This is a genomic window from Pseudobdellovibrionaceae bacterium (assembly GCA_019637875.1).
Classification (GTDB): Bacteria; Bdellovibrionota; Bdellovibrionia; order Bdellovibrionales; family Bdellovibrionaceae; genus JAHBUW01.
Genome location: JAHBUW010000008.1, coordinates 62,386 through 86,569 on the forward strand (window position 1 = coordinate 62,386; position 24,184 = coordinate 86,569).

At 59.2% G+C, this 24,184-nt stretch carries 22 protein-coding genes and 1 pseudogene; 14 read left to right on the forward strand and 9 right to left on the reverse strand.

Annotated features, from left to right (window positions below; translation table 11 throughout):
- Positions 1 to 44 precede the first annotated feature (44 nt).
- Both KF767_11235 and KF767_11240 read left to right on the forward strand, forming a co-directional pair.
- Positions 45 to 746 (forward strand): response regulator transcription factor, encoded by a 702-nt coding sequence (locus KF767_11235; protein MBX3018456.1) that lies wholly within the window; start codon positions 45 to 47, stop codon positions 744 to 746.
- Entirely contained in the window at positions 736 to 1,053 is a 318-nt protein-coding gene (locus tag KF767_11240) for a helix-turn-helix transcriptional regulator (GenBank protein MBX3018457.1), read from the forward strand. Before KF767_11235 ends, KF767_11240 begins: the two co-directional genes overlap by 11 nt.
- Here the strand turns inward: KF767_11240 and KF767_11245 are convergent.
- Positions 1,050 to 1,793 carry a hypothetical protein gene (locus KF767_11245; GenBank protein ID MBX3018458.1) on the reverse strand — a complete coding sequence of 248 codons (744 nt, stop codon included), beginning with the start codon at positions 1,791 to 1,793 and terminating at the stop codon, positions 1,050 to 1,052. The genes KF767_11240 and KF767_11245 overlap by 4 nt on opposite strands.
- Before the next feature lie 218 nt (positions 1,794 to 2,011).
- Here KF767_11245 and KF767_11250 point away from each other — a divergent pair, with 218 nt between their 5' ends.
- The 4 genes from KF767_11250 to KF767_11265 all read left to right on the forward strand — a co-directional run bounded on the left by KF767_11250 (position 2,012) and on the right by KF767_11265 (position 5,563).
- Complete coding sequence (locus KF767_11250; protein MBX3018459.1) at positions 2,012 to 3,226, forward strand: acyl-CoA/acyl-ACP dehydrogenase; 1,215 nt, start codon at positions 2,012 to 2,014, stop codon at positions 3,224 to 3,226.
- 2 nt (positions 3,227 to 3,228) lie between these two features.
- Complete coding sequence (locus tag KF767_11255) at positions 3,229 to 3,903, forward strand: hypothetical protein (protein MBX3018460.1); 675 nt, start codon at positions 3,229 to 3,231, stop codon at positions 3,901 to 3,903.
- The gene (locus KF767_11260; protein ID MBX3018461.1) at positions 3,900 to 4,571 is read left to right on the forward strand and encodes an iron-containing redox enzyme family protein; all 672 of its coding nucleotides are present in this window, start codon (positions 3,900 to 3,902) and stop codon (positions 4,569 to 4,571) included. The genes KF767_11255 and KF767_11260 overlap by 4 nt, the downstream gene beginning before the upstream one ends.
- Before the next feature lie 335 nt (positions 4,572 to 4,906).
- Complete coding sequence (locus KF767_11265) at positions 4,907 to 5,563, forward strand: hypothetical protein (GenBank protein MBX3018462.1); 657 nt, start codon at positions 4,907 to 4,909, stop codon at positions 5,561 to 5,563.
- Positions 5,564 to 5,607: 44 nt separating this feature from the next.
- Here KF767_11265 and KF767_11270 read toward each other — a convergent pair whose 3' ends face one another.
- Positions 5,608 to 6,195, reverse strand: a complete 588-nt coding sequence (locus KF767_11270; protein ID MBX3018463.1) for a hypothetical protein — start codon at positions 6,193 to 6,195, stop codon at positions 5,608 to 5,610.
- Between the two features lie 123 nt (positions 6,196 to 6,318).
- Between KF767_11270 and KF767_11275 the strand changes: the two genes are divergently transcribed.
- Positions 6,319 to 8,085, forward strand: coding sequence for a polysaccharide deacetylase family protein (locus KF767_11275; protein ID MBX3018464.1), 1,767 nt, complete (start codon positions 6,319 to 6,321; stop codon positions 8,083 to 8,085).
- Here KF767_11275 and KF767_11280 read toward each other — a convergent pair whose 3' ends face one another.
- Complete coding sequence (locus tag KF767_11280) at positions 8,086 to 9,081, reverse strand: hypothetical protein (GenBank protein MBX3018465.1); 996 nt, start codon at positions 9,079 to 9,081, stop codon at positions 8,086 to 8,088.
- Positions 9,082 to 9,303: 222 nt separating this feature from the next.
- Between KF767_11280 and KF767_11285 the strand changes: the two genes are divergently transcribed.
- From KF767_11285 to KF767_11295, 3 genes are all read left to right on the forward strand, one after another.
- Complete coding sequence (locus KF767_11285; protein MBX3018466.1) at positions 9,304 to 10,326, forward strand: hypothetical protein; 1,023 nt, start codon at positions 9,304 to 9,306, stop codon at positions 10,324 to 10,326.
- Between the two features lie 166 nt (positions 10,327 to 10,492).
- Positions 10,493 to 11,047, forward strand: a complete 555-nt coding sequence (locus tag KF767_11290) for a hypothetical protein (protein ID MBX3018467.1) — start codon at positions 10,493 to 10,495, stop codon at positions 11,045 to 11,047.
- Positions 11,048 to 11,181: 134 nt separating this feature from the next.
- Complete coding sequence (locus tag KF767_11295; GenBank protein ID MBX3018468.1) at positions 11,182 to 13,053, forward strand: hypothetical protein; 1,872 nt, start codon at positions 11,182 to 11,184, stop codon at positions 13,051 to 13,053.
- A gap of 74 nt (positions 13,054 to 13,127) precedes the next feature.
- On the opposite strand, the gene KF767_11300 is transcribed toward KF767_11295, so the two are convergent.
- Complete coding sequence (locus KF767_11300) at positions 13,128 to 13,616, reverse strand: 6-carboxytetrahydropterin synthase (GenBank protein ID MBX3018469.1); 489 nt, start codon at positions 13,614 to 13,616, stop codon at positions 13,128 to 13,130.
- Between the two features lie 93 nt (positions 13,617 to 13,709).
- Here KF767_11300 and KF767_11305 point away from each other — a divergent pair, with 93 nt between their 5' ends.
- Positions 13,710 to 14,081 carry a 6-pyruvoyl tetrahydropterin synthase family protein gene (locus KF767_11305; protein MBX3018470.1) on the forward strand — a complete coding sequence of 124 codons (372 nt, stop codon included), beginning with the start codon at positions 13,710 to 13,712 and terminating at the stop codon, positions 14,079 to 14,081.
- The gene (locus KF767_11310) at positions 14,078 to 14,995 is read left to right on the forward strand and encodes a hypothetical protein (protein ID MBX3018471.1); all 918 of its coding nucleotides are present in this window, start codon (positions 14,078 to 14,080) and stop codon (positions 14,993 to 14,995) included. The genes KF767_11305 and KF767_11310 overlap by 4 nt, the downstream gene beginning before the upstream one ends.
- A 39-nt stretch (positions 14,996 to 15,034) precedes the next feature.
- Here KF767_11310 and KF767_11315 read toward each other — a convergent pair whose 3' ends face one another.
- Complete coding sequence (locus tag KF767_11315) at positions 15,035 to 15,928, reverse strand: MOSC domain-containing protein (GenBank protein ID MBX3018472.1); 894 nt, start codon at positions 15,926 to 15,928, stop codon at positions 15,035 to 15,037.
- Complete coding sequence (gene psd, locus KF767_11320; GenBank protein MBX3018473.1) at positions 15,876 to 16,751, reverse strand: phosphatidylserine decarboxylase; 876 nt, start codon at positions 16,749 to 16,751, stop codon at positions 15,876 to 15,878. The genes KF767_11315 and psd overlap by 53 nt, the downstream gene beginning before the upstream one ends.
- Before the next feature lie 36 nt (positions 16,752 to 16,787).
- On the opposite strand from psd, the pseudogene KF767_11325 reads away from it, so the two are divergent.
- Positions 16,788 to 18,314: pseudogene (locus KF767_11325) on the forward strand (hypothetical protein).
- Between the two features lie 174 nt (positions 18,315 to 18,488).
- Here the strand turns inward: KF767_11325 and KF767_11330 are convergent.
- Entirely contained in the window at positions 18,489 to 18,932 is a 444-nt protein-coding gene (locus KF767_11330; protein MBX3018474.1) for a hypothetical protein, read from the reverse strand.
- 239 nt (positions 18,933 to 19,171) lie between these two features.
- Here KF767_11330 and KF767_11335 point away from each other — a divergent pair, with 239 nt between their 5' ends.
- A complete protein-coding gene (locus KF767_11335; protein ID MBX3018475.1) occupies positions 19,172 to 19,912 on the forward strand; it encodes a class I SAM-dependent methyltransferase in 741 nt (246 codons plus the stop codon).
- Positions 19,913 to 19,979: 67 nt separating this feature from the next.
- Here the strand turns inward: KF767_11335 and KF767_11340 are convergent, their stop codons facing one another.
- Both KF767_11340 and KF767_11345 read right to left on the reverse strand, forming a co-directional pair.
- Complete coding sequence (locus KF767_11340; protein MBX3018476.1) at positions 19,980 to 20,648, reverse strand: tyrosine-protein phosphatase; 669 nt, start codon at positions 20,646 to 20,648, stop codon at positions 19,980 to 19,982.
- Between the two features lie 40 nt (positions 20,649 to 20,688).
- Positions 20,689 to 24,105 (reverse strand): cobalamin-dependent protein, encoded by a 3,417-nt coding sequence (locus tag KF767_11345; protein ID MBX3018477.1) that lies wholly within the window; start codon positions 24,103 to 24,105, stop codon positions 20,689 to 20,691.
- Positions 24,106 to 24,184 lie beyond the last annotated feature (79 nt).

Consider the following 24,184-nt stretch of genomic DNA (forward strand, 5'->3'; position numbering starts at 1 on the left):
TAATTTTTTGCATTCCGCCCAAACGCTAGGTTAACACTTCCGTCATGCAAAGAATTTGGAACGAAACACTCATCTCCGCGGTCACCGAGGATGCGGAATTCCTCGGAGCCCTGGCGAGTCAGGTGGAGTCCCACTTCCACCTCAAGGTTCATGACGGAGCTTCCGTCCGTGACGGAACCCTCAATGGCTGTGAACACTCTTTGATCGTCTGGGACCTGACGACCCTCGAGGCCAGCGAACTCGAAAAATTTCTTTGTGCCAATCCACAGGTTTTGCGCACATGTTCGCTGTTCTTGATCTGTGATCGTTCCACTTTGGCGAGCGCGGCGCAGCTCACCGAAAAAGGTGCGATCGATTTCATCGTGAAGCCCGTCCAACCCGCGGAGCTCAACATCCGTTTGAAACTCGCCCGCCGTCCCTGGGTGCGTGCGATGCGCACGACCTTTGATTTCCTTGGCTCGCTCCACGTGGAGTTCACCACGATGGAGCAAAGAATTCTTTTGTGCTTCTTGGCGAGCCCCGATTTCGCGGCCTCGCGCGCGTCGATCAACGCAGAGCTTTGGAATTCAAGTTCCGTGAACTCAAACTCGCTGGACGTTCACCTCTTCAATATTCGACGCAAGATTGCGCCGACCGGCCTTGAAATTCGTTTTAATAATAAACGTGGCAGCTGGATTTTAACGACGAAAAACCCGCCCCACACGATGACCAGCGCAGCCGCGCACGGAGGACACCATGACTCGTAACGACGACTCTTCCCGTCCCGCCTTGCAGGTCTTAAAAGCCCGTGGCCGCATCAGCGACCTTCTGCGCGAAGGGCGTGTTCAAGCACAGCTTTCGCCCGAAACGGCGGCCGAGCTTTTGGAGATCAGCGTCCAAGATCTGCGCGATGCGGAGTCGGGACGCCTCGAGATCCCGCTGCAGCGAATTTTCGCGGCCGCGAATATCTACAACATCGATCCCTCCGCGATCATGGACGTCATCTCGGACATCCACACGGGAAACGCCGAATCGTCCGACGATCTCGAGCGCATCTCGAAAATCAAAATTTAAAGAATCAGGATGTCGGGACTCGGCGACGCGTCCCGCAGCAACGAGATGTGCCCCGTGCTGACGAAGGCGCAGGTGCGTCCCGTCGACTTATCCAGAAGCGGTGACGCGTACTTCATCCGGAACAGCAGGCGACGATTGTGCTTCTGCAGTCGTTCCGTCATGACGTACTCGGGAATATTGTAGGCGATGGTCTTCTGACCGGGTTCGAATAGCCTCGGCATCATGTCCCACAGCGTCTTCGCGACCCAGGACGGACGTTGATAAAGCGTGTCCCAATCATAGAGCTTCAGTTCGAGCACCGAATAAGAACAGTGGCGATAGCAGGACCAGCTGCGGTAGAGCTGCACGCCCTGCTCGGAGTAGACCTCGATGATGTCATCCTCTTCGAAGTAGTCGCAGAAATCCGGATCGGCTAAATCCAGATCCGCTTTCTTGAGCGCCCACTTGAAACTCTGGATTTCCGCTTGGCGCGAAAAACTTTTGCGACCCGCCAGAACTTCGTTCGCGACGGCGGGAAAGCCCGCCGCCATGCTGGCCAAACGCCAGGAAAAACGCGCCTCCAGATCCACGAGATCCGCAAGAGTCATCGCGCTCATTTCGCGTTTCAACCATGCGATATCGCGGTTCGGCTCCAGTCCGAGCTTGCCTAGATAAGCGTCATAGGCTTGTGCCGACGTGCAAATGAGCTCATAGAGAGAGTTCCGCTGCCCGTCATTTTCCCGCGAAAATGCCAATTCCATGGTGCAGAAACTAGCAACGGAAGAGAATTTTGTCCAACACCATGCCAACGCTCCAAAATGCTCACGTACTTAAGATTACTTAATTCTAGTCATTGTGCTGCGTCACAACTCGCTCAACTCGCGACGCTTTAACCATGCTTTCACAACTCGGGGCTTTAGTTCTTGGGGGCAAACATCCGAAGCAGTCATCACGACAGGAGGTCGAATTGATTCCTCAAATGAGATATGCACCGAATGAAGATCTGAACTGGCTCTTGAATTTTGCAAAAACCACCTACCTTCCCACCGAAACCGATTCCCCACTCGCCCAAGAATTCCCGCACGCCGCACATGAACTCGCGCACGCCGCGGGGCTTTTCGATCTCCCCTTGCCGCGCTCGATCGGCGGCAAAGAATTCGGCGTCACCGATCTCGCCTGGACGATTCGTTACCTCAGTCGCTCTTCGCCCAGCGCCGCGGCCACGTTCATCGGAAATCTCTTGGGCCTTTCGGCCGTTCTGCTCTACGCGCCCGCTCCGCTCCGCGATTCGATCTTGAGTTCGCTCGATCGCGACCGGCTGGAGCTTTGGAGCTTCGCGATGACCGAGGCCGAAGCGGGGTCGGACCTCATGAACATCGCGACCCGCGCGGTTCGCCAGAACAACGGCGGATTCATCTTAAGCGGCGAGAAGAACTTCATCACGAACGCGTCGTATTCGCGGCGTCTCTGCGTATTCGCGCGTGAGCTCGACGAAGCCGGGAACGATCACGGGATCTCCTGCTTTTTCGTCCCCGGGGATGCGCCCGGCCTGCGGCGCGGTCCCGTCATGAGCAAAACCGCCTGGCGCAAGGCCAACACCGGCACCTTGATCTTCCACGAGGTCGCGCTCGCGCCCGACGCCCGTTTGGGCGAGCCCGGGGCGGGCTTGCGCATCCTGACCCACTGCCTGAATCGATCGAAAACCCTGCTCGGCGCCATGGGCGTCGGCATCGCCGACCGCGCCTTGGAACTCGTGACCGCGCGCCTCGAAGAGACCGAGCGATTCGGAAAATCCCTGATCGACCAACCCGTGCTGCGCCACGAACTCGCGCGCCACCACACCGAAAACGAGGCCGCCTGGCTCATGACATTGAAAGCGGCGGCCACCTGGGATGCCGGCGCCGACGCCACCACGGAGTCCAGCCAGGCGAAGTGGATCTCGGGACGGACCTCCGCGAAAATCACGTCGGCGGCGGTCGAGTATTTCGGCGCGCGCGGGCTTTTCAACGACTACGAAATCAGTCGGCTCTCGAACGACGCCAAAGCCGTCGAGATCGTCGAAGGCCCGAGCCTCGTGCAGGAATTGCTCGTCGGTCGCGCGCTCCTCCCGAAAAGGAAAACCCCCGCCGCCACGGGCGCCGCGCCGAAAGGCGACTTCATTCTTCGCCCCAATGAGCTGAAGAAGGCGGTCTGATTTTGAAATCATCACTGCGACTGCGGCTGTTTCAGCCGCCGGTCCCCGACCGCGACGCCGCGGACTTCGGGATCGTCTACGACTTTTGGCGCGACTCCTGGAGCGACGTCTACCGCGAAATCGGCGGCACCTTCGATCCGGCGTCGGATAATCTGACCCGTCAGCACGAAGTGATCACGCTCATGGACGGCCGACGCCCGATCGCGATGGTGTGCCACCGCTTCGTGAACTTCAAGGACCCTTCGCTCTATGCCGACAGCTACTTCCATACGGGCTGGCCCCCTTTGGCGCTCAAGGCTCTCAAACGCAAGGCCGCGCAATTCGACGGGACCGGCGTGATCGGCAGTCAGATCATCGTCGCGAAGGATTGGCGCGCGCGGGATCTGAAGCTGGGCTTGAAGATGCTGATCTCGTTCGCCTCGTTTCAGCGCGTACGCGATCTCGGTGCGGCATTCACGATCGGGACGATCCGCGTGGATCGGGGCATGGACAAGGTCTTCGAAGCCTGCGGGGCGCGGGTGCTCGCGCGCGGTCTTGAATACCACGGCGCGACCGTGGACCTCGTCTACTTCGCGCCGTCCGAAGCGCCGATCGTCATCCCTGAGACCGCGCGCGCGGACGTCGAGAAACTTTGGCACGATCTTCAAAACGAAACGAACCTGAGGAGAACCGGATGAAAGAACAAATTTGGGCCCGCATCGATCGACTGACGAAAACCATGGATACCGTCAACTGGGACGATCCGCAGATTTACGCGGCCTACATGGCGCAGACGTACTACTACGTCAGTCACTCCACGCGTCTGCTCGCGCTCGCCGCCGGCCTGCTGCCGCTGTCGGCCGGCCCCGCGCACCAGCGCTTCATCAAACACATCAGCGAGGAAAACCGGCACGAGGTCCTGGCCAGCCGGGACGTCACGGCGCTCGGTTACCGGGTCGAAGACTTCAAAGAGCTCGACACGGTGAAGGCCTTTTACCGTCTGCAGTACTACATGATCCAGAACGTCTCGCCCTGGAGCCTACTGGGTTACATCGCGGCGCTGGAAGCCCTCGCGGTCCGCGGCGGTCCCGCGATTCACGAACGCGTCTGCCGTCGTCACGGCGAGAAAACGGGAAGTTTCCTGAAAGTCCACTCGGCAGAGGACGTCGAACACGTCGAGCAGGCCTTCGCCATGATCGAAAGCCTTCCCACGGATGTTCAGGCCGCGGTGTGGGAGAATCTGGAGATGAGCTGCACGCTCTTCGAAGCCTTCTTGCGCGATCTGCCGCTCGCGTATCAGACCACCACGCTCGTCGCGGGCCAGGCCACCCCTCCGGCCGCCGAGGGAAAACGCAAGGCGGGATAAAGCACGAAACCCGCCATGGGCGGGTTTCTGGGAGCCAAACGTCGCGGGAATCCGCGTTTGATTTAACGTCTGTTCTAACGTTTGTTCTTGTTTTTGAGCATGCGCTTTTTCTTCGCCAAGCGCTTGGTCTTGTGGCGAACGCTCTTGTTACGGGGTTTGCCAGTTTTCGCGCGTGCGGATTTTTTCTTCGCCATGAGGGCTCCTTTTTTTGCTGAAAGGCCGATGATTGCGGAGATTTACCCTGAGAGTCAAGGCCTGCGTCAAAGTCCGCCTTTCCCGGTGACAGCCCCCGGACTGCCAGTCATAGTGGCAGTCGCTTTTGAGAAGGGGGTCTCATGACGCAATTTCGTTCCATCTTTTTCAGCATCGGCCTTATTTTTGCCATTTTTTCGGGCGCTTCGGCTCACGCCGAAGTCATCGTCGTTGAACATGAGCTGCCGCCGCCGCAACTTCTGAACGCGGGCCAGTTGGATCCGATCGCTTCACGCAGCTTCCAGTACCGGGCGCAAGATCCCGCCGCGGTCTTGAACGCCACCGTCGCCAAACTCAAAAGCGTTTTCCAACGCTACCGTCCCGTGGTGGATTCCGGCACGACCATCACGAAACCTCTCGTGGTGAGCGGCTCAGAGTCGAACCCCCGCTTGCAGATGAGCGCGAAAAAGTGCGTTCTTTTTATTTGCGAAACGGTGGACCTCGACGCCAGCGTCACGATCCGCGAGGTCAACGGCAACTGCACACGCAATTTTATCCTGACCGCGGATCTCGGTCGCTCGACGCAAAAACTGGTCGATAACTTTCGCGCCCTGAAGGTGAACATCTGCGCGCAGATCGCCGACGCCAGCGCGGACCTGCGCATCGACGCCTTCGCCGAACGGGGCGCCCGTTACGAATCGGGAACCATCACGAATGAGATTTTCAAGATCCTATCCGCCCAAATCCCGGCCATGACAACCGCCCTCACCGAGAGTTTGAAGGCCAACGGAGCTCGCTAGGGCGAGCGGAGTCCATGGCGGCGGCTCGCTTAGGCGAGCGCTCGTTATTTGTGGCCTTTGTCCTGAAGCGAAGGGCCGCCGGTGTCCGAGGCGGGCTGCTTTTTCGGTTTGGGCTTCGCGCTCGCGTTCTCGACGCCATCGACATCGAGCACCTGGCGCGAGATGGGGTCGGCGCGGAAAGACACGGTCGCGCCGCTTTTCATCGCCGCTTCGAACGGCTTGTAGCGACGGTTGTGCCAGTTGTCCTGCCGAATGAAATAACTCTGATTCACGTCCGTAAAGAAAATCTCGGTCCCGTGATTGTCGCGTGCGAGGCGCGGGACACCCGTGACGGTCACGCCGGGAAGATCTTCAAAGTAGCGGGTCGGATCCACCGGAGCCGCTTCAACCGAAAAAGTCCCCAAACCGGCTTCCTGTTGGGCACGCTGGAGGTCCTCATCGGAACTCGGCACGGCCGATCCCCCGCCGCGACGTGAGTTGGCGTTCGCGCCGTTCGGCGTGATGTAGAGCGACTCGGCCTCGGCTTTGGGGGCGGGCTCTTCGCCGCGAATGGGACGAAATACGGGTTTACGCGCCCAGAGAGTCGGCGCGATCAAACTCACCGCCAGAATTGAAGCTAGAATTCGAGGCATGTCCTATTCTCACACGCGAACCGCAGGCCCACAAGGCGGAGGCACGCCCTTCCTTGACGTACGCCCCGGTTTCCTTTGATATGGCGGCACTGAAGGAAGTTGTTTTTGCGAATTCTGCACGCGTTGTCTCAGACTGAACTCACCGGCTCGGAAGCCTATGCTTTCGACCTGGCTTCGCACCAAACGCGCGAGGGTCACGCGACGCTGACCCTTTCCGATCGTTTTCACCTGAATTTTCCCGGCGAAAAGCTGAGCCTGGAGCTGTCCACCGATTCGTTCTGGACCCGCATGGCGAATATCCGCCGGATCCGTCGTCTTTTGATCGAAAAAAAAATCGATGTGATTCACGCGCACTCGCGCGGCGCTTGTCGGCATGTGTACTGGGCCGCGAGGGGTCTGCGGATCCCGATCCTGACGACCATTCACGGCTACCAGCACTCTTCGCTTTCGAAACGACTTTTCCACATCTATGGGGATTACATTCTTGCGGTGTGTGAAAAGATTCGCGACCAGATGATTCGCGATTTGCGAACGAAGCCTTACGCGATCGAGGTGCTACGCAATCCCGTCGCGCCGCGGGGAGTTTTACCCGCGCATCTTCCCGCCGCGATTCCCGGGCGCATCCTGCTCGCCGGACGGAGCAGCGGCCCCAAAGGACGTCGTCTGCGCGCCATCTTCCGCGAACTCGCGCGCGGTCCGCTTCCGGCTGGCACGACGGTCCATTTGGTCCTCAGCGGACTCGAAAGCAAAGAACGTGAACGCCTGAAAGAAGAGTGGCCCGAGGCGCTCGTCGAAGGGCATTTACCCTCGCTGCAAACCGCGATCGCGCAAAGCACGATCGTCTTGGCTTCGGGGCGAATCGCGCTCGAAGCGCTCGCGCAGGGCCGACGCGTTTTCGCCTTGGGCGAAGCCTCGCAACCGGGTTTCCTGACGTCGCAATCGGAGACCGAAATCCTGGCCTCGAACTTCGGCGACGTCGGACCGGAAGACGATTTGGATTTGCCGACGATCGTTCGCGACCTCTGCGCCGAACTGGAGCGGCCTTCGCCGCAAAACGCCGAAAACATCTTGGCACATTTCGCCTCGGAAAAAATTCTGAACCGCGTGATCGATCTTTACCGTGGGCTGCGCCTTTTCAAGCGCACCCGCTCTTTGCCGATCCTGATGTACCACAAGGTCGTCGACACCGCGCCCGAGACGCCCCACCGCACTTTCGTCACCACCGAGACCTTCCGTAAACACATCGCCTTTTTCAAACGTGGCGGCTACTCGACGTTGCATTTTCGCGACCTCGCGGATTTCTGGTGGGAGCGACGACCGCTCGTCGAGTTTCCGAAACGTCCGCTCCTGCTGACGTTCGACGACGGCTACCGCAACAATCTAGAGAAGGCCGCGCCGCTGCTCGCCGAGGCGGGACTAAAAGCCGAGATTTTTCTGCTCGCCGATGCGGACATCCAACGCAACCACTGGGATCCGGATGAAGGCGACGAGTCCTCAGCGATCATGACCCTCGAAGAAAAGAAGCGACTTCCCCGCCCGACCTACGCCATCGGCAGTCACGGACTGAGCCACCGCGCGTTTCCGGATCTCAGCGAAGCGGAAGTTTTGCGTGAGCTCAAGGTCTCGAAAGAAAAGCTCGAAAGCGATTTCGGGCAAAAAGTCTGTTCGGTGGCTTATCCCTTCGGGGCCATCGATGGGCGTTTGCCGGAACTGGCACGCGAAGCGGGATATGATTTCGCCGTGAACACGGATCAGGGGCCGGTCTATTGGTTTACCGAACCGCGATCACTGTTTCGGGTGAATGTCTTCCCCGAGGACGGCGTGTTTAGTCTTTGGAAGAAAACTTCGAGTTGGTATCGCGAGTACTACTTCCGCAAACGTGGACGCTGATCAGGGTTGATAGGCGCAACGGAAGCCGATGTAATCCTGGATGGTGTCTGCGGCGAACGCCTCAACCGTGTAGGCGTCCCAGCGGGTATCGTTCGCTTCTCCGCCACGGGTCATATAGGCATCACCGTTCGCCCCCACATAATAACCGAGACCGCAATTGTTGACGTTCGTATCGTCGCCCACGCCGCAGCCGGAACCGTAGTCGTCGAACAAGGGGCCATGAGCGGTTCGGTCCGTCGCGCTCATTTTGTTGAAGCCCCCGTTCGTTCGCGAGCCCATGCGAAAGTTCGCGGATGTGGTGTTGTTCGTCGTCGTATAACTTCCCATCACCCACTCGCTGACGTTCCCGTTCAAGTGCCAGATCTGTTCGCCGTTCGAGAAGCTGAATCTCGCTTTCACGTTCGCTTCGCCGGATTCGTGTAAGGCCCCATCGTAGCTACAGTTTCCGTTGTAGTTGACGTTTCCGGTAAAAATACAACCCACGCCGCGCGTGCCGCCCGACCAATTCGCGTTGACCGATTCGACGTTTCTCATCATCCCGGTCCATTGATCCTTCGTCACCAAGCTGTAGCCCGCGCCCATGTTCGTGCAAGCCGTCACCGCGTCGGCCCGCGTGATGTTCACGCGCGGCGCGCCCGTCGAGGTCGCGACGGCCGTCCCGCTCGAGACCCGCGCTTCCCATTTCATCACGCAAAACTCGGGCAAACTTTTACTGGGACTTTCCGGCACGAGAACGAAACCCGTCGGACAGCAAGTCGAAGCGGAAATTCCGACCGCGGCCGGGATGTGCTCCACGAACGAGACCCATTCGGCTTTTGTTTTCGTGGGCACGAAGACGTCCCGTGAACCCGAGTTCGAAAGACGACGGCAGACGGAGTGCTCTTTGACCACGACGTTGCTCGCTCCGACGGCGATACGGTAGGAATCCGCCGCCCACGCCGGAGCGCTCGCGATTCCGACACCGACCAGGCTCGCAATGAAGAAACGTTCAATCATCAATAGGCTCCCGACCTGCACGATTTCCTTCAGGATCACCGGCTCCCGTACGGGTGTAAATACTCTCGATGGCGTTTTATTCAGAAAGACCTGGTGACCTTGCCAAGTCTCGCTTTGAACAAGACGAAGTGCCGGTTTTTCCAAGCTTTGGTCCAGATCTGGACTGGATCAGGGGCCGGGGGCTTCAGGACTTTCCTCCTTCCTCCGTTTGTCTTGGTGACAATGGTCGCAAAGACGAACAGCCAGTCCGGCTCTTACCACCCCGCCCTTCTGTTGATCGCGCTGCTCAGCGTGGGATCAACGACCCTGGCCGCACGTTACGTGCTCCCGGCCGAGTCGACAGGCAAGATCGAGCTGCGCAATCCGACGGGCGAAACCCTCGAGATCTACCGCAAGGACTTTTCCACGGGCACGCAGTCTTTGACCGAGGTTGCGCACCGGATCTCTCCGCGCACGACGCTTTCACTCCCCGTCAGCGTCGGCACTCAACTCAGTGTCATCGATGTTCCCGACTTCGTGAAATCGCCTCTTCAGTTTACCGACGCGCAGGGAAATCTGCGCGCGCTTTCGGGCGGACAGAGCAATCATTTGTATTTTCCCGCACGGGCGGCCCGGAACTCGGGCGAGCTCGTCATCACCAATCTGAGTTCCCAAAGCCATGATGGCCGTATCCTCTCTCGAAAGCCCGGCGAGGAAGGGCTTGAGCTACGACGTTTCCGCGTGAGCGGCCGCGAAGTGCTCAAGCTCGATCTTTCCGGGTTTTCGGGAACCGCATTTGCCATCGAATCCGATTTCAGCCTACAGGCTCATATTAAATCCGCTCCGCTGGAATTCGCGGAGCTGCGTCCGAACGCGCGCGCACTTCCCGCTCCGCGCGGACGTTACTTTGTTTTATCGAACTCTTCGCGCACGGCCTCCTACTTGGTGGATCTTGCGGACCCCGCGATGATCGCGGCCGCACGCGAACAGATTCGCGATCCCGAAACCTATTTGCCGCGCATCTTGGTCGCGGAAGTCGGCGTGAATCTTTTGAATGACAATCGCAACTGGGACGACAAAACCCAGCACCCCTGGAGCTGGCGGATCGCTCAGCCGATTCGCTTTGCCTCACTCGCGTCGCAGGCCTGCGACGGTCACCCCCAGCAGCTCGAGGACCAACTCGAGGCGTGGCTTTCGGGCGCCTATACCGGCGGCCGTCCGATCATCTGCTTTTGGGGTTACCAGGTCGTCGAAGAGCTTCCCTAATCGAAATTGGTCCGTCCGTTTGCAATGATCCTCTTTCGTTGAGGTGCGCATGCGCTCGGCCCTGATCCTATTCGTTATGATGTTCCTCGGCGTTGAAGCCGGAGCCGTATTTTGCGTCTCTGCGCATCGCTTCGACAGGGGTGTCAACGGCGTCGTCACCCCCCGGATGAACGCGCCCCGACTCAAAGACAAGACTTATAAGACGACCGAATTTCGTAGCCTCCAGGAAGCTTGGCTCGAGAATGTGGCGCCCCTCGGGGCCCGCAAAGATCTTTTCCGCGCGACCATTCAAGGTCACGCCGTCATCGGCAAAAAACTTCCCGACGGAAACTTGAAAGAGGCCGCCTGGCTCCAGGAGCTGAACGCCGTGGGCCTGGGACCGAAACTGCACGGACTTGTGCAGAGGGGAAATGACACCTTCTTCGTGATGGCGGATGTGGGCGGCATCAACACGCAAGTGGCGCTGCTTGCGCCTTCGGGATTCAAGCTCAATACGGAAGTCATGAACGAGATGAAACGTCAGCTGGGCGTCTTACTCGAAAACGGCGTCTACCCCTTCGATATCCAATTTCAAGTGAGCGCCGATCGTAAAAAGGTCGTCCTCATCGATCCCGAGATGTTCCAGATGCGCGAACCGGGACCTTCCCTCGATTTACAGGGCCGCATGGCGCTGGAGACGATCTTCCTTAACTGGCGTATGGACGACCGGGTCGAAGACTAAGGCGTGGCCTAAACTTTGTAAAATAGACCTGTGAAGACTTTGAACAGGCCCTGGTTGGTTTTTGGCGGATCGTGAGGCCCCTTTTTGGGCGCCCCTGTTCGTGGACTAAACAGGTTGATGAGGAAAGGGTTTCCATGCGTCCGACTTTCAAACTCCCGTCCGTCTTTGGCTTTTTGATCGGCTGTTCGCTTTTCGTCGGAACGCCGGCGCACGCCCAGAACCTTCTGGATTTGATTTTCGGTGGCGGCGGTCAGCGCCGTCAGCAGCCGCGCTACGAACCCCGTCCCCGCTATGATCAGAATCAGGATCCCTGGGGCGGACAGCGCCAACAGGATCCCTGGGGTGGTCAACGTCAAGACCCTTGGGGCGGCCAGGCGGATGACGGCTACGGACATGGTGATCCGCTGCGCGGCCTGGGAACCTGGGTGCTGAAGCAACCCTTCTGGTCGGACTCGGATGAACTGGCCTATTCGGATTTCGTGCGCGCCATCGGTCGCTCGGGTTGCACCACGGTGGATTCGTGCATGCGCTCGGAAGCGAACCCCTACCGCGATACCGATCCCACTTCGCAAGAGTACCGCTTCTGGTCGGACTGCGCGGACTGGCCGTACTTCTTGCGTTCGTACTTCGCTTGGAAAAACGGTCTACCCATGGCGATCTCGCAAGGTATGGTGCAGTTGCCTTTGACTCCCGAACAACAGCAATCCATCGCGGACGGCAAAGAAGTCGCGCAGACCGACGTGCGCTACTCGTGGAACGGGAACAAACCTTCGCGCCGCCTGCGCCTGCCCATGGATTCGCAGTACACGAATTTCTTCGACGTTCACAAGACGATCCAGAACTCGGTCCACACGGCGACCCTGCGTGTGGATCCGCGCACGAACTTCGGCGACTTCTATACCCCGGCGATCCGCCAGGGCGCGATCCGTCCAGGCTCCGTGATCTACGATCCTTCGGGTCACGTGGGCGTCGTTTACGACATCACTCCCGACGGTCAGGTCATGGTGTTCGACGCCTTGATCGACACCAAGTCGATCTCGCCCCGCCGCGCTTACTCGGCGGACTTCTATAAACGCTCGAAACCCGCGCACGGTGGCTGGATCTTGAACTTCCGCCCCGTCGTCATCGAAGGCGCGCAGTACGACAATTTCTCGAATTCTTATATCGGCGGTAAATTGCGTCTTTTGACGAACGCCGAGATCCACGACTACTCGGACGAGATGTTCGGGAACACGACGACCGCGGATGGCAAATCGGCTTACAACATCGAAGGCAAGATCACGAACTCGTTCCAAGAGTTCCTGCGTCGCCGGATGTTCATGGGTCGCTACACCCTGGACGTCATCGGTGAATTCAAAGTCCGCATGAAGACGATCTGCGACGACTTCGGTTCGCGCGTGAGCCTCGTGCAGGACGGCACCACCAAGGGCGTCGCGGCGAAACCCCACGCCGAGACTCTGCCGAACACCATCTACGGTGGCTCGGGCGAGTGGGATACGTTCTCGACTCCCGGCGGGGACGTCCGTCGCCGCAACTCCGTGAACAACGCGCTCGCGACCGCGAAAGAACTCAAAGCGCAAGTGGATCGCCGCAACCCGGAGTACACTTACCGCGGGAAAGACTTGAAGGCGGATTTCATCAAAGCGGCGTCGGAAACGCTGAAGTCGTGCTCGATCACTTACAAGAACACGCGCGGCCAAGCGGTGAAACTCACGCTCGAGCAGCTTTTGAAGCGGATGCCGATGATGAGCTTCTCGCCGTGGCATTGCGTGGAGCTCCGTTGGGGCGCGACCGCTCAGCAAGAGCTCGCGACCTGCCCGGATCTGCGCGATCAAACGAAGATGCGCTGGTACAATGCCCAGCAGACTTTGCGTAACCAGATGGCCCGCGACACCAACATCTTCACCGGTTATACGCTGGAGCAGTTGGAGCAGAAGGCCGCGGATCTGGGACCGGCCCAGTCCGAAAACTTCGATCTGCTGACGCGTTTGCAGAACGAGCTGTAAGAGTTTTTGATCACGGGCACGGTCGTGCCCGTCGACTTTCGCGGCGTTCGTGTCCGCTGGGTTGGGGCTTAAACTTAGGCGAGCACCTTCGTACTCGCCCCTTGCCCCGCGGTCTCTTCCACGGTGACCGTGACCGAAGTGACGCCGACCTTCTTAAATTCCTGCGCGAAATCCTCGGCGAGCAGCCGCGAAAGCTGCTCGACGCTGGTGTTCGTGACGGGAAGCCGGATCACTTCATTTTCCGGAAAGACATAAAACCGATCGCGGAAGCGCACTTCCAGCGAGGCGCCTTTGGTTTCAAAAGACATCTCGGGCTGGCGAGCGGGCAAAAGGATGTGCTCGTCCCAGGCGTCCAGACGCGTTTTGATGTAGGTCTTGAAGACGTTGAAATCCACGAAATAGCCGGACGCCGCGTTCGCGATTTCCGCGGGACAGCCGATGTCGACGCGGACCTGGTAGTTGTGGCCGTGAAGTTTTTCGGCGGACTTCGCGTCGAAAATCAGGAAATGCGCGGCCGAGAATTTGAAGTTCTGCTTGAACAAATGAAGAGTCATTTCCGGCATATCCCAGAGCTTTAGCATGTTTTTGATTCAGGGCCTAGCCGGGAATCGGGGGTGAACCTTGACCCCCCTCTCGGGGCGTGGTCGAAGGGCTTCGTGTTCGAACTTCGCCGCACTTTTTTCATTGAGAGCGCCCGGTCCCTGCCGCAGCTGCCGGAGGGCCACCCCTGCCGACGTCTGCATGGGCACAGCTTTCAGATCCTCCTCGTTTTGCGGGGCGATCTGGATCCGAAGATCGGCTGGGTTTACGACTTCCACGAGATCGACACGGTGGCCTCGCCGATCCTGAAAGAGCTCGACCATCGCGTTTTGAACGAGGTCCCGGGGCTCGAAAATCCGACCTCCGAAAAACTCTGCGTTTACCTTTACGAAAAGCTTCGGCCGAGCCTGCCGCTGCTCCATCAGGTCATCATCCGCGAAACCCGCGACACCGAGTGCCGCTATCCCGTACGGGCGGGCGACGTTTGAAGCTCTTTCTCGCGCTCACTTTTTTCGCGATGAGCGCGCAGGCCACCTTGAACTCGGTGGCCCCCACGATCCCCCGCTGGCTCTGGCTTCCGGGCCCTCCGCAGATCGAAGCCATGTCCGCGCAAGAGGTCGTCATCGCGGGAACGCGAGAAGACCTTGAGCTGGAGCTTTCCGCCCTTCGCTGCTCCTCAGAAATCCGCTGCGAGCTGAATCCCGACGCCGTCCCTTGCCGCGCGGACGTGACCCTTTGTGTGCCGGAGAACTTCCGAAACGATCTGGGCGCCACTTATGCCCAAGCGGGGCCGAACTGCTTCTCAACGGCGCTTCGGGGCGCGGGCCTGACGACTTCGCTGACGGGCGTGGACGCGCCCGAGATGAAGGCCTTCGCCCGGGCTTTTTGCCAAGAGGTCCAAGAGCCTCAGACCTTCGACATCGGCATCTATCACGCACCGAATTCCGATGGGGCGTCGGCTTTTGCGCCGTCGACCTTGTGGATTCACGGCTTCATCCATCTGTCCCCCGGATTCGTTCTTGAAAAACAGGGAGTCGACTACTGGGGCGCAACACCGGTCACTTTACGTGGGTTCTCGATCATGGATCATCGCGTGCGCATCTCGCCCGAGTGTCGGCGTTTTTCGCCCGATCCCGAGGTCTGCGCGAATCGCTTGATTTATTTGCGCTGCCGTTCGCCGGAATTTCCGGACAAGCTGGCCCGAGCGTTGAACCGCATGAATGAAGTCGCCGACATCCTTTTGCGGCAGAAGGCCATTTCCGCTTCGGATCTCACCCTGTGGGACCAGGCCTACCAAGACATCCACCGGGCTCTCCTCGGCGAAAACCTGGAATCGGCGCTCAATGACTATGTTCAGGAAAAACTCGCAAGCCTGCGGAAGCAGCGGGAATTCTTCCGCTGAACGTAGATCTGAATTTTACTTCCGGCGCCGGAAGTAACCTTAGACCACGGACAAACTGTTGATTTCGATTTCGAGATCCATGCCGACTTTTAAAAGCCCCAAGCCCGTCCCCACAGGCCCCATTCCCATGCCGTCCGCATCCTTCGCGAGACCGCTGGGGAGCGTATGGACGGCATGAACGCCGAAGTCCACGCTGGACCCGAATCTCCGGAATTCGGCCAAACGCTGAAGCGGCTCTTTGGAGGAAGTTTCCCCCGTCGCCACGTCTTGATTGATGATCTGACAGCGCCCGCAACCGCCGACGATCGTCAGCGTCAGTCCCTGCGGCGAGCGCAGCGACGCCCAGCGGTCCTCGGCCCAAGGCCCATCGCCGCTGACGACGATATTCGGACGAAAACGCCCCATCGGAATCGGCGAGGTCAACCGCCCGTTCAGGTCGTGAAGACTCTCTTCACTGGTGACGAGCACGTTGGCCGAATCGGCGAAACGAAACTGACGTCCCCAGGCCTTGCCGCTCTTTTTAACTTCCCGTTGGGAGTGTCGGCCGTAACGGACCAGATGCACCGGACGCGCGAGGAGTTTGGAGAGCGCCTCATTCAGCCCCGGATGCTCCACGAGATCCGCTTCGACTTCGGATTTCCAGACCCGAACCTTTTCCGTCGCGGGAGTTGTGTCCGCGCGCAAAGGAACGAAGTAGTCCTGTCCTTGAATGCGCACGCGCAGATTCTCGCCCCCGATCTCGGTTTCGATTTCGGCCATCTGCGGAGTTTCGCGACGGGTCTGGAAGCGACCGGAGTCGTCGACCACCATGAACTCGCGATCCCGCTGTAAACCCCAAGCATCGAAGACGACCTCCGGAACGCTGAGGCCGCCCGCGCTTTTAATGGGGTACAGATGCAGGCTTTGAATTTTGCAAAAGATCTTCCCGGACACGGGCCTTCAGTCCTTTCAGATGAGGAAGCTGGAGTTTGAGCGCAGGCAGAGTCGCGAACATCTCTTCCGAGAAGAGCAGCACGATCGTCGACCCCATGTGGAAGGCGCCCAGCTCGTCCCCCTTCGTCACCGCCACGGAAGGTTCGAACACCCGTTCGCGCACCGAGGGATAGCGCGGATCGTTCGAGCGGAACTCGGGCCAGAACGACAGCGAGATTTGCCCCACGTTCGTGGCCCCCACGAACATCACGCCCATAAGGCCGAAGTCGGTCTGGATCTCGACAAGCACGCGCTCATTCACCGCGAACAGATTTTCGATATGGGTCGTCGACCAGTCATTCACCGGCCACAGATGCCCCGGCAAATGGCGTACGCGCACGATCTGGCCGCTGACGGGCGAATGCACGCGGTGATAGTCGGTGGGGCACAGATAGTAGGTCGCAAACGCGCCCCCCTGATAGGGCTTCGCCGATTCGTTCGTCCCGACAAAATCTTGCAGCGAGTAGTAGCGACCCTTCGCCTGGATGATCTTGCCGTCCTTGATCCAGTCGCTTTCGGTGATCACGCTGTCAGCCGGGTGCACAAGCGTGGCCCCTCCCAAGGGGCGCGCGTCCCCGCGCAGTCGGCGCACGAAGAAGTCGCCGATGCTGGCGTAGGCGGAAACCGGGCGTTCGGCCTCCTCCAGATTGATGTTATAGGCTTTGGCGAACTGGGTGATGGTAAAACTCGCCAAACCCCCGGGGAGTTTCAGGTGCACGAGCCAACCCACAAAGCGACTGAGAGCATTTTTAGGGACAAGATAAAGGAATTCCACGGCCGCCATCTTGAGGTTTAAGGCCATCTGTGTCAAACCCGAGGCATGCGCATCATTAAAGATCTGGAGATCGGCCTCGACGACGACCTCGCCGAGAAAATCGCCTGGATGGAGCCGAACCACGGGGGCTACCGTGTCCTCCGCCAGAGCGTCGATGCGCGTCGCCGCCACAACGTCCACTTCGTCTATACCGTCGAAGTCGCGGGGGCTGGGGAATCCCGCCCCCTCTACCGCTTCGAGGTCCCCCGCGTGAACGCGCCCGCGACCTTCGAAAAGCCCATCGTCATCGGCACCGGCCCCGCGGGCCTCTTCGCCGCGCTTCGACTGGTGGAACGCGGGATTCCCTGTCGCCTGTTCGAACGCGGCTCGGAGAGCGGTCAGCGGATCAAGGGCATCAACAAATACTGGCGCTACGGCGAGCTCGATCCGCGCAACAACGTCTGTTACGGCGAAGGCGGCGCGGGCCTCTATTCGGACGGCAAACTCATCACACGTATCAAAAGCCCGCACATCCCCTACGTGCTCGAACGCCTGGTCCGCTTCGGCGCCCCCGCCGAGATCCAGTATCTGGCGAATCCGCACGTGGGCTCGGATAAAATCCGCCGCGTGATTCCGAAGATCCGCGAATTCCTGAAAGCGAATGGCTGCGAAATTTATTACGACACGAAGATCGAAAAACTTCTGACCGACGGCGAAAACCTGGTCGGCGTCGAAACCGAACGCGGCGAACGTTTCACCAGTCACCACGTCGCGCTCGCGACCGGTCACTCGGCCGAAGATATGATCCGCCACCTGCGCGAGATCGGCGTCGCCATGGAAGCAAAGCCCTACGCCCTGGGTCTGCGCATCGAACATCCGCAGCCCATGATCAATCAACTGCAGTACCGGGATGCGGCCACGCACCCGAAGCTGGGCTCGGCCAACTACCGCGTCGCCGACCACGACCCGAAAACCGGGATCGGCGTTTATTCTTTCTGCATGTGCCCTGGCGGATTTGTCCTGTCCTCAGGCACTGAGGCCGACGGCATCGTGGTGAACGGGATGTCGAACTTCCACCGTAACTCGCCCTTCGCGAACGCGGCCATCGTGGTGTCCGTGGATCAACGCCACTTCGGCACCGATCTCTTCTCGGGTCTGGATTTCCGTCGCACACTTGAGACCGAGGCCTATCAGGCCTCCAAAGCCGCCGGCGGTGGCCGCGAACTCCCCGCCCAGAAGGTCACGGACTTCATGAGCGGCAAACTCACGGGCGTACGCCCCGGCTCGTCGCCCTCGGGCGTGAAGGCCGTCGCGCTCGACAAACTTCTGCCCGCCCCGATCAAAAAACGTCTGGCGCAGGGACTGGAGAAATTCAACCGGTCGCTCCCGGGTTTCGTTTCGGAAGAAGGCCAGCTCTACGGCGTGGAAAGCCGCACCTCTTGCCCCGTGCGCGTGACCCGCGATTCACAGTCCCTACAGTCGATCTCGCACCGGGGCCTTTATCCCTGCGGCGAGGGCGCAGGTTATGCGGGCGGCATCACGTCGGCGGCCTGCGACGGCATTCGCGTCGCCGAAAAGATGATCGAAGACCTTTTGCAGTCCACACCCCCGCCCGTTCCCGACGAGGTGCTGCTTCAAGATCTGAAGAGCGCCCGCACCGAGGACTGATTTCCCAAATAAAAACGGGAGTCGCAGAGGACTCCCGTGAACAAAAACAAATCAATTATCTGAGACGAACCCTAAAACACCAGGTGAAACTCACCAGGATTATTTACGGTCAATTTTGAATTCATAACCTCCGACGGACAAGCCGCCTTGGATGCGTTTAAATTCTCCGTGCTTGTCGTGGAACCACGTGACCTTTCCTTCCGTGGGACAAGCTTCGTAACAGAGCTTCACGTCGCTCGTTTTCTCACCGTTGTAGGTGACGGCGACGTTTTTGGTATTGTAGTCGATGCGCAGCTCGTGACGACCGAAGTACGACATCACGAGATCCTTGCCGTTGATATCCTTGAAAACCCCGACGATGGATTTACGGAGCTGGATCGATTTATCGAGCTCATCCATCTTCTTTTGTTCGCGATCGATGTCCGAGAACGACGAAACGCAGCCCCGAACTTCACGAACGCGCTCACAGCGGCTTTGCGCCTGAGCCTGAAGACCCAACCCTAAAAGGGCCACGATCACGGATACTTTCAATTGAGTGTTCATTTGAAAACCTCCCCAGATTTCCCCAAACCGAAATCGCTTTCGGCAGTCACGGATCCCCCTTCCAAAGAGAGTGCCAACTCGTTTGACAGCCCCTTCTGCAAACCCGTGGGGGTAGACCCACCCCCCGCTTGTAAGGCTTTCCCGACTGGCCAACTTTTGACGGCTCTCAGCTTCTGATCGTCTAAATTCAACGACCGAGGATTCTGGCCAACCCCCCATGAACTCTTTATCTTCGGGGCATGAAAGTCTCTGTCGCCCATCTGAACGAAGTCCCCACCACTTTCCTGATCACGCTGGCCGCCCGCGCCCGGGGGCCCGCGCGTTACCCCGAGCTTCAGTTCCACGATCCGCTTTCGGAAAAGATCATCGGTCGCGTGGATCGAGATCTGCGCCCCTTCATGAAAGACGAAAGCTCCGTCTACGGTATCATGAAGCGCACCCAGATTTTCCGCGAACGCGCGCGGAAGTTCTTTGCGAAGCACCCTACCGCCACGGGTGTTTCGCTCGGCGCGGGTTTGGCCGACTATTTCCAGTGGCTCGACAATGGCGAAAACTCCTGGATCGACTTCGACCTGGAAGAGTCCATGAACGTGCGTCGCGCGCTCTTGGAGCCACGCGCCCGCCAGAAGTTCATCGCGGGCTCACTCACCGAGCCCGACTGGTGGGAGAAGCTGGAACTCCCCACCAAAACGCCGAGCTTTTTCATCTGCGAAGGGGTTCTCATGTACCTGAACCCCACCGAGGTCGCGGGGGTCCTCCGCCAGTTCGGTGAAAGAGCGGCGCCGGGTTCGGTCTTCATTTTTGATCATATGTGCTGGCTGGTGGTGGGGCGCGCGAAACATCACGCTTCGGTCAGTCAGACCCATGCGGATTTCCACTGGGGGCCCCGACGCTATACGGAGCTCACCTCACCGCACCCACGCCTTAAATTCACGCCCACCACCAAGTCATGGAGTCCAAAGGATTTCCCTTTTCGGTGATGGGGCCGATTTTCAAACTGGTCACGGGAATGCACTTCTACGCGATCACCGAGATGGGAATCGCGGACTAGTTCTTCGCGGGCTCGCGGGTCTCGGATTTTACAACCGACGCCGTATCGACCGAGGCCTCACCAGCCGTCTTCGCGCTGGCATCGCTACTGATGCAGTGATGCGCCTCAACCCACGGGCGATTTTCAGCCGAACAGGGTTCAAAGACCTCCCGCGCCCATGTCGGCCCCTGATAGCGCCGCACGAACTCTTTCATCGCGGGCTTGAAGGTCTCGACATGCCAGTAGTCGAAGTTCAGATGCTTGGCGACGGCCTGCTCGTTCGTGAGTTTCATGTGATTGATCGCGTAGATCGCGGTGGCTTCGCCCGTCCGGTCCGATCCGGCACGACAGTGAACCAGAATCGGATAGTCGCCTTTTTCAAGGATGTCCTCGAAGCGGATGAGCTCTTCCTTCGCCGGGAAATGCTCGGCGGTCCACCAGAGCTTCTCGAACTTCACGCCATTTTTCTCAAGCACGTCGACCTGGGGTTGATACCAGGGCGCGTGCTCGGGGGCGCCCCGCAGAGAAACCACGGTTTTGATGCCGTACTTTTTGATCGCCTCTTCCATTTCTTCGGGCGTCAGCTGCGCCGAGCGGTAGAAGCGACCGGGATCGACCTCTTCGAAGTTCTTCGTGATCCGAAAGGTCGAGTAGCGGTACGCGAACGCGACAAAACCCAGGAACAAAAAAAGCCCCAGATAACTCGTCCACCGTTTCCAACGACGTTTAGATGTTGCGACGATACTCGCCTCCGACTTCGAAAAAGGCCTGGGTCATCTGCGCGAGCGAGCACACCCGCGCGGCTTTCATGAGAGCTTCGAACAGATTACCACCGCTGACGGCGGTCTCCTTCAAGTCTTTGAGGGCCTGATCGGAATCTGACAAATGGGCCTGCTGGTAGCCCCGGACGTTCGTCAGCTGTTGGTTTTTCTCCTCATAGCTGGCGCGCGCGAGTTCGATTTTCGGCGGGATATAATCCGCCGCCATCGTCTTCGGATCGATGAAGGTATTGACCCCGATGATCGGGAGTTCGCCGCTATGCTTCAATGTTTCATAATACAGCGACTCCTCCTGGATCTTCGAACGCTGGTACTGCGTTTCCATGGCGCCGAGCACCCCACCCCGCTCATTGATGCGCATGAACTCCGTCAGCACGGCCTCTTCCACGAGGTCGGTGAGTTCATCCATGAAGAACGAGCCCTGCATGGGATTTTCATTCATGGTCATGCCGAACTCGCGGTTGATGATGAGCTGGATCGCCATCGCCCGACGCACGCTCTCTTCCGTCGGCGTGGTGATCGCCTCGTCGTAAGCGTTCGTGTGGAGCGAGTTGCAGTTGTCGTACAGCGCGATGAGCGCCTGCAAGGTCGTGCGGATGTCGTTGAAGTCGATCTCTTGCGCGTGCAGCGAGCGGCCGCTGGTCTGAATGTGGTACTTGAGCTTCTGCGAGCGATCGTTCGCCTTGTACAGATCGCGCATGGCGACCGCCCAGATCCGGCGGGCGACGCGGCCCAAGACCGAATACTCGGGATCCAGACCATTCGAGAAGAAGAAGCTCAGGTTCGGCGCGAACTCGTCGATGCTGAGACCGCGGCTCAGGTAATACTCCACGAAGGTGAAGCCGTTCGACAGCGTGAACGCGAGCTGCGAGATGGGATTCGCACCGGCCTCGGCGATGTGGTAGCCCGAGATCGACACCGAGTAGAAGTTCCGCACCTTCTTACGCGTGAAGTACTCTTGGATATCGCCCATGAGCTTCAAAGCGAAGTTGATCGAGAAGATGCAGGTGTTCTGCCCTTGATCTTCTTTCAGGATGTCGGCCTGCACGGTCCCGCGCACCTGCTGCAGCGTGAAGTCGCGGGTCTCGTCCAGTTCCGCAGAGCTAAGTTTGCGACCCAGTTCTTTTTCGCGCTTCTCGACCTGCTGGTCGATGGCCGTATTGAAGTAGAAGGCGAGGATCATCGGCGCGGGGCCGTTGATCGTCATCGAGACCGAAGTCGACGGCGCGCACAGATCAAAACCGCCGTAGAGCTTCTTCATATCGTTCAGCGTGCAAATGCTGACACCCGACTCGCCGACCTTACCGAAAATATCCGGACGCGGATTCGGGTCCTGTCCGTACAGAGTGACCGAGTCGAACGCCGTCGACAGACGATGCGCCTTTTCACCTTTGCACAAGTAATGGAAACGTTTGTTGGTGCGTTCGGGAGTTCCTTCGCCCGCGAACATCCGTTTCGGATCCTCGTCGGGACGTTTCAGCGGGAAGACCCCGCCCGTGAACGGGAATTCGCCCGGCACGTTTTCAAGTTTCAGGTAACGGAAGCGGTCGCCCCAATCGGTTTTGGGCGGAACGACGACGCGTTTGATGATCGTACCGCTGAGCGAGGTCCGCGTCAGCGACTGACGGATCTCTTTGTCGCGCACGTGGAAGACGAGGTCTTTCTGATCGTAACGCGACTTCAGCTGATCGAAGTTCCGGATCGATTCGATCTCGTCTTGGGTCAACTCCTGCGCGAGCGACTTGCGCATTTCACCGAGCGCTTTCTCGGCGACGTCCCGAAGCGCGTTCGCGGTCGTGACGGTCAGGTTCCCGTCCTTCACGAGGTGCGCGGTGGACGCCGGGGTCATCGAGCTCGCCACCGGAGGCGTAGCGCTCGCCAGATTTTCGAGCTGTCCCCAGACCGAGACCTTTTTCGCGAGTCCCTCGGTGCGCTCGCGGTAACGTTTGTTGGTCGAGACGATCTCGGCCAGATAGTTTTGGCGTTCCGCCGGGATGACGGGCTTTTCCTCGGCCGAGAGAATCCGCGACTTCGTTTCTTCCGAGAGTTTCCAGCCTTGCTCGGGTTCGCGTTTGTCGAGTTCGTCGGCCAGATGGAAGAACAGTTGATTCACGCCGCCGTCGTTGAACTGCGAGGCCTGGGTCAAGAACACCGGCACCGGCGTTGAGTGATCGAAGATTTTGCGCGAGCGACGGAACTGGCGGGCGACGTCGCGAACGGCGTCCAGCGCGCCCCGGCGATCGGCTTTGTTCACCGCGATCATGCTCGCGAAGTCGATCATGTCGATTTTTTCGAGCTGCGACTGCGCACCGAAGTCCGAAGTCATCACGTAAAGCGACAGGTCCGAAATTTCGGTGATCGCGAGGTTCCCCTGCCCGATGCCCGAGGTCTCGGCGATGATGAAATCAAAATCGAGGGCCTTCGTCGCCTGGATCAACTGCCCCAACGCGCTCGAGATTTCACGCCCCGAACCGCGGCTCGCGACCGAACGCATGTACACGCCCGGACGCGACAGCGAATTCATCCGGATGCGGTCACCCAGCAGCGAGCCGCCGGTTTTACGCTTCGACGGATCCACGCAGAGGATCGCGATTTTTTTGCTCGGGAAGAGATTCAGGTAACGCTGGACCAGCTCGTCGATCAGGCTCGACTTGCCGGCGCCGCCGGTCCCCGTGATCCCGAGCACCGTGGGGGCCTGGCCCTGGCGTTGAAATTCGGGGAAACGTTTCGCGACCTCGGCTTTGACGAAGTCTTCCGTCGCTTTCCCCAGCAGGGCTTGATCTTCGACGTCCGTCAAAAAGACGCCGATCTTTTGGCTCGGGATCGGATTGCGGTTGTCGAAAGCCTCGCGGCCGTCCTTCGGTTTTTGCGCGGTGAATTTCTTCGCCGCCTCGAGCACGTCGAAATCGCACTGCTCGATGATCATGTTGATCATCCCCTCGAGTCCCAGCTTGCGTCCGTCCTCGGGATGGAAGATCTGCGCGATGCCGTAGGCTTCGAGTTCTTTTTTCTCTTCGAAAACGATGACGCCGCCGCCCCCGCCGAAGATCTTCATGTAGCCCGCGCCCATCTCGTCACAGAGGTCCTTCAGGTATTTGAAGTACTCCATGTGTCCGCCCTGATAGGAGCTGACGCAAATCCCCTGCGCCCCCTCTTGCAGTGCCGTGCGCACGACGTCCGCCACCGAGCGGTTGTGCCCCAAGTGGATCACCTCGGCACCGAAGTCCTGTAAAATTCGGCGCATGATGTTGATGCTCGCGTCGTGGCCGTCGAACAGGGCCGCCGCCGTCACGATCCGGATGGGATGCTTCGGGACGTGACGAGCAAACTCGGCGGGCTTCGGGGATTTCACTTCAGGTTTCATCGAGGTCTCCAAAAAGGGTCTGGGTCGGTTGCGGTCGGCTGGATCTCAGCCGACCGTGGCAAAGCCAGCCGCAGAGCGG